Origin of the sequence: Streptomyces sp. NPDC057654, from assembly GCF_042800135.1 — a bacterium.
Lineage (GTDB): Bacteria > Actinomycetota > Actinomycetes > Streptomycetales > Streptomycetaceae > Streptomyces.
Window position 1 is genome coordinate 1 of the sequence record NZ_JBHVHQ010000608.1, and the last position, 5,338, is coordinate 5,338.

The following is a 5,338-nucleotide window of genomic DNA, read 5'->3' on the forward strand; positions in this document are numbered from 1 at the left end:
CCACAGGACCTTGCGTCGCCCCGCACTCTCGTGCGGCTGCGAAGCAAGACTCTACAGCAGCTCAGGGGGTGCGGTCGAACCAGTCGCTCAGGGGGCCGCCTCGTCGATCGCCTTGACGATCCGCTTGTCCGAAACCGGGTACGCCGTGCCCAGCGCGTGCGCGAAATAGCTCACCCGCAGCTCCTCGATCATCCAGCGGATGTCCAGGACCTGCTGCGGCACCGGCCGCCCCTTCGGCAACTGCTCCAGCAGCCACGCGTACTCGTCCCGCATCTCCTTCACCTTCTCCAGCCGGGCGCGGTCCCGCTGGGCGTTGGTGGGGAGCTGCTGGAGCCGCCGGTCGACGGCCACCAGGTAGCGCATCAGGTCGGGCAGCCGCCGGGTGCCGTGGGCCGTGACGAACCCCGGCCTGATCAGCTCGGCCAACTGCTCCTTGATGTCGGTCAGCGACGGTACGAGCACCAGCGAGGTGGTCGCCTTCAGCCGGCGCTCGCACGCCTGCCAGGCCGCGAGGACCTCCTGCACCTTGCGGATCGCGTCCAGCGTCGCGTCGGTGATGTCCGCCCGTACCGCGTCGAAGAGCTTGCGGAACGATTCCTCGTCCCAGGCCGGGCCGCCGCGCGCCGCGATCAGCCGGTCCGCGGCGGCGGACACGCAGTCCTCGAAGAGCGCCGCGATCGAGCCGTGCGGATTGCGCGAGAGCGCGAGCTTCTGCTGGTTGGACAGCTTGTCCTGGGCGAACTTCGCCGGATTCGACGGCAGGTTCAGCAGGATCAGCCGGCGCGTGCCGCGCCACATCGCCTGCCGCTGCTCCGGCTCCGTGTCGAAGAGCTTCACGGCCACCGACGCGCCCTCGTCGACCAGCGCCGGGTACGCCTTCACCGGCTGGCCCGCCCGCCGGGTCTCGAAGGTGCGCGGCAGCGTGCCCACCGTCCACGACGTGAGCCCGGAGCGCTGTTCCGGGCCGCCGCCTCCCGAGGTCTCCGCGGCCTGCTCGAAGGCCTTGGTGATGGCCGCCCGGGTCTTCGGCTTGAGGGCGAGGCGCAGCGCCTCCAGGTCCTTCTCCTCGGCGATCTTGCGGCGGCGCTCGTCGACGACCCGGAACGTGATCTTCAGATGGTCCGGGACCCGGCCGAGATCGAAGTCGTCCGGCTCCATCCGCACGCCCACCATCCGCTGGAGCTCCCGCGTCAGCGTGGTCGTCAGCGGCTCCTGGAGCGGCGTCGCGCGCTCCAGGAACGCCTTGGCGAAGTTCGGCGCCGGCACGTAGTTGCGGCGGATCGGCTTGGGCAGCGACCGGATCAGCTCGGTGACCAGGTCCTCGCGCAGCCCCGGGATCTGCCAGTCGAAGCCCTCGGCGGACACCTGGTTGAGGACCTGGAGCGGGATGTGGATGGTCACGCCGTCCGCGTCCGCGCCCGGCTCGAACTGGTAGGTGACCTTGAACTTCAGCCCGCCCTGCCGCCAGGTGTCCGGATAGTCGTCCTTGGTGACCTGCTCGGCGTTCTCGTTGATGAGCATGGACTGCTCGAAGTTGAGCAGCTCCGGCTCCTCGCGGTGCTTGCGCTTCCACCACGAGTCGAAGTGCGCCCCCGACACGACGTCGTCCGGCAGCCGCTCGTCGTAGAAGTCGAAGAGCGTCTCGTCGTCCACCATGATGTCGCGGCGGCGGGCCCGGTGCTCCAGCTCCTCGACCTCGCCGAGCAGCTTGCGGTTGTCGTGGAAGAACTGGTGGTGCGTGCGCCAGTCGCCCTCCACCAGCGCGTTGCGGATGAAGAGGTCGCGGCTGGTCTCCGGGTCGATGCGCCCGTAGTTGACCTTCCGCTGCGCGACGATCGGCACGCCGTACAGCGTCACCCGCTCGTACGCCATCACCGCCGCCTGCTTCTGCTCCCAGTGCGGCTCGCTGTACGTGCGCTTGACCAGGTGCTGGGCGAGCGGCTCGACCCACTCCGGCTCGATCTTCGCGTTGACCCGCGCCCACAGCCGGGAGGTCTCCACCAGCTCCGCCGACATGATCCAGCGCGGCGGCTTCTTGAAGAGGGCCGACCCCGGGAACACCGCGAACTTGGCGCTGCGCGCGCCCAGGTACTCGTTCTTCTCCGCCTCTTTCAGGCCGAGGTGCGAGAGCAGTCCGGACAGGAGCGCCGTATGGACGCGGTCGGGGGCCGCGTCCTCCTCGGAGAGGTGGATGCCCATCGTCTTGGCGACCGTACGCAGCTGGCTGTAGATGTCCTGCCACTCGCGTATCCGCAGGTAGTTCAGGAATTCGCCGCGGCACATGCGCCGGAAGGCCGACGACGACAGCGCCTTCTGCTGCTCGCGCACATAGCGCCACAGATTCAGGAAGGCGAGGAAGTCGCTGCTCTCGTCCTTGAACCGGGCGTGCTGCTGGTCCGCCTGCGCCTGCTTGTCGGAGGGCCGTTCGCGGGGGTCCTGGATGGAGAGCGCCGCGGCGATCACCATGACCTCGCGGACGCAGCCGTTCCGGTCGGCCTCCAGGACCATCCGGGCGAGGCGCGGGTCCACCGGCAGCTGCGAGAGCTTGCGGCCCATCGGGGTGAGCCGCTTCTTGACGTCCTTCTGCTTCGGGTCGATCGCGCCCAGCTCGACCAGCAGGTCCACGCCGTCCTTGATGTTGCGGCGGTCCGGCGGGTCGATGAAGGGGAACTTCTCGATGTCCCCGAGCCCGGCGGCGGTCATCTGGAGGATGACGGAGGCCAGGTTCGTACGGAGGATCTCCGCGTCCGTGAACTCCGGGCGGGAGTCGAAGTCGTCCTCGGAGTAGAGGCGGATGCAGATGCCGTCGCTCGTACGGCCGCAGCGGCCCTTGCGCTGATTGGCGCTGGCCTGCGAGACCGGTTCGATCGGCAGCCGCTGGACCTTGGTGCGGTGGCTGTAGCGGGAGATCCGGGCCGAGCCGGGGTCGATCACGTACCGGATGCCGGGCACGGTCAGGGAGGTCTCGGCGACATTGGTCGCCAGAACGATTCGCCGCCCCTGATGGCGCTGGAAGACCCGGTGCTGCTCGGCGTGCGAGAGGCGCGCGTACAGCGGCAGGATCTCGGTGGATCTGAGCTTCTTCTTCTCCAGGGCGTCCGCGGTGTCGCGGATCTCGCGCTCGCCGGAGAGGAAGACCAGGATGTCGCCGAAGCCGTCGCCCTCGCGCTGGAGCTCGTCCACGGCGTCGCAGATCGCGGTGATCTGGTCCCGGTCGCTGTCCTCGGACCCCTCCTCCAGCAGCGGCCGGTAGCGCACCTCCACCGGGTACGTACGGCCGCTGACCTCCACGATCGGCGCGCTCTTTTCGCCGTCGTCGGCCACCGTGGCGAAGGAGCCGAAGTGCCGGGCGAAGCGCTCCGGGTCGATGGTCGCCGAGGTGATGACGACCTTCAGGTCCGGGCGGCGCGGCAGCAGCTGGGCCAGATAGCCGAGGATGAAGTCGATGTTGAGGCTGCGCTCGTGCGCCTCGTCGATGATGATCGTGTCGTACTGGCGCAGCTCGCGGTCGGTCTGGATCTCCGCGAGCAGGATGCCGTCCGTCATCAGCTTGACGAGCGTGTCGCCGCCGACCTGGTCGGTGAAGCGGACCTTCCAGCCGACGGCCTCGCCCAGCGGGGTGTTCAGCTCCTCGGCGACGCGCTCGGCGACGGTCCGGGCCGCGAGCCGGCGCGGCTGGGTGTGGCCGATCAGCCCTCTGACGCCGCGGCCCAGCTCCAGACAGATCTTGGGGATCTGGGTGGTCTTGCCGGAGCCGGTCTCACCGGCGACGATCACGACCTGGTGGTCGCGGATGGCCGCCAGGATCTCGTCCTTCTTCTGGCTGACCGGGAGCTGCTCGGGGTAACTGATCTTCGGGACGGCCTCGCGGCGGGCGGCCACCCGCAGCTCGGCCGTGTCGACGTCGGCCGCGATCTCGGCCAGTACGGCCGAACGGGCCTCGGGTTTACGGATACGGCGCGCGCCGTCGAGCCGGCGGCCCAGCCGCTGCTGATCGCGCAGCATCAGGTCGGGGAGCCGCTCCAGGAGGGCGGGCAGGGCGGGGGCAGGCTGACTGGACATACGTCCTCCAGGATCTCACCTCCCGGAAAAGACTGGCGAACCATTTGTGGCCTGCGAACCCAACCGAGAATGTCCCCTATAGGTGCTTTAGCGTGGCCTTATGGATGATCAACAGGACGACCAGGAGACTTCTTCGCACGGCGAGACCCCCGCGCACGGCGCCCACGGCAAGCCCCCCAGCAGGGCGGACCGGTGGATCGCCTTCAAGAACTCGCCGTTCCTGCCCGCGACGGTGCTGCTGTTCATCCTCGCCGCCGCGGCCGGGCTCTTCGCGGGCTCGTACACCTACACGATGGCCAACCCCACCCCGCACCACATCCCCACCGCCGTCGTCGGGGGCAAGGACACCCCGCGCGGCAAGGCGTTCATCGGCGGCATGGAGAAGGCCCTCAACGCATCCCTGAAGCTGCACGACTACTCCTCGTACGAGGAGGCCCGCCGCGCCGTCGACGAGCAGCAGGTCTTCGCCGTCCTCAACGTCGACGACGGCCGCGTCCGTCTCGACGTGTCGGGCGCCTCCGGGGCCACCGTCGCCCAGGTGCTCACCCAGGCCGGCCCGAAGGTCGGCGAGGCGGTCGGGGTGCCGGTGACCGTCAAGGACGTCAAGCCGCTCCAGGACGGCGACCCGCGCGGCCTCGCGCTCTTCTACATCTCGCTGGCCGCCGTCATCATCGGCTTCGTCGGGGCCATTCAGCTCAGCGTGCACGCCAGAGGGCTCAATCCGGCCGAGCGGATCGCCTTCACCGCCGCGTACGCGCTGCTCGGCGCCTTCGCCATCGCCGCGGTCGTGGACTGGCTGCTGGGCGCGCTGGACCTGCCGTTCGTCGAGTCCTGGCTGATCCTGGCGTTCACGATGTTCACGTCGGGCATGGTCTTCACGATGTTCAACACCCTCATCGGCCGCTGGGCGATGATCCCCACCTGGGGCGTGATGGTGCTGCTCGGCAACCCGTCCTCGGGCGGCGCCGTGTCCTGGCCGCTGCTGCCGTCCGTACTCGGCGAGATCGGCCGCTGGCTGCCGCCGGGGGCATCCGTGAACGCGCAGCACACCGCGGTCTACTTCGGTCGCTACCAGCACGCCTTCCCGTTCGTGGTGCTGGCCGTCTGGGCGGTCGTGGCCACGACGGTCTTCTGGATCTGGCGCCACCGGCACCCCGGCGGCCGGCCCGCCGTACGGTCGCACGCGCACGCCCACGCCGCGTCGCCGTCCGGCTGAACCGGGAGGCCCACGCGTACGCGCGCGCGTGGGCGTACGCATGGGCCCGTACAACGCGAC

Annotated in this window: 2 protein-coding genes; one reads left to right on the plus strand and one right to left on the minus strand. The window is 69.6% G+C overall.

Features of this window, described 5'->3' with window-relative positions; all coding sequences use genetic code 11:
* Positions 1–87: 87 nt before the first annotated feature.
* Positions 88–4,062, minus strand: coding sequence for an ATP-dependent RNA helicase HrpA (hrpA, locus tag ACFU99_RS31785; RefSeq protein ID WP_384398606.1), 3,975 nt, complete (start codon positions 4,060–4,062; stop codon positions 88–90).
* A 100-nt stretch (positions 4,063–4,162) separates the two neighbouring features.
* Here hrpA and ACFU99_RS31790 point away from each other — a divergent pair, with 100 nt between their 5' ends.
* On the plus strand, positions 4,163–5,278 hold the full coding sequence (locus tag ACFU99_RS31790) for an ABC transporter permease (protein ID WP_384398608.1): 1,116 nt from the start codon (positions 4,163–4,165) through the stop codon (positions 5,276–5,278).
* Positions 5,279–5,338: the final 60 nt, after the last annotated feature.

Excerpts from the sequence above, each read along its gene's own strand:
- hrpA (WP_384398606.1), bottom strand. The coding sequence starts at position 4,062 with ATGTCCAGTCAGCCTGCCCCCGCCCTGCCCGCCCTCCTGGAGCGGCTC.
- ACFU99_RS31790 (WP_384398608.1), top strand. The coding sequence starts at position 4,163 with ATGGATGATCAACAGGACGACCAGGAGACTTCTTCGCACGGCGAGACC.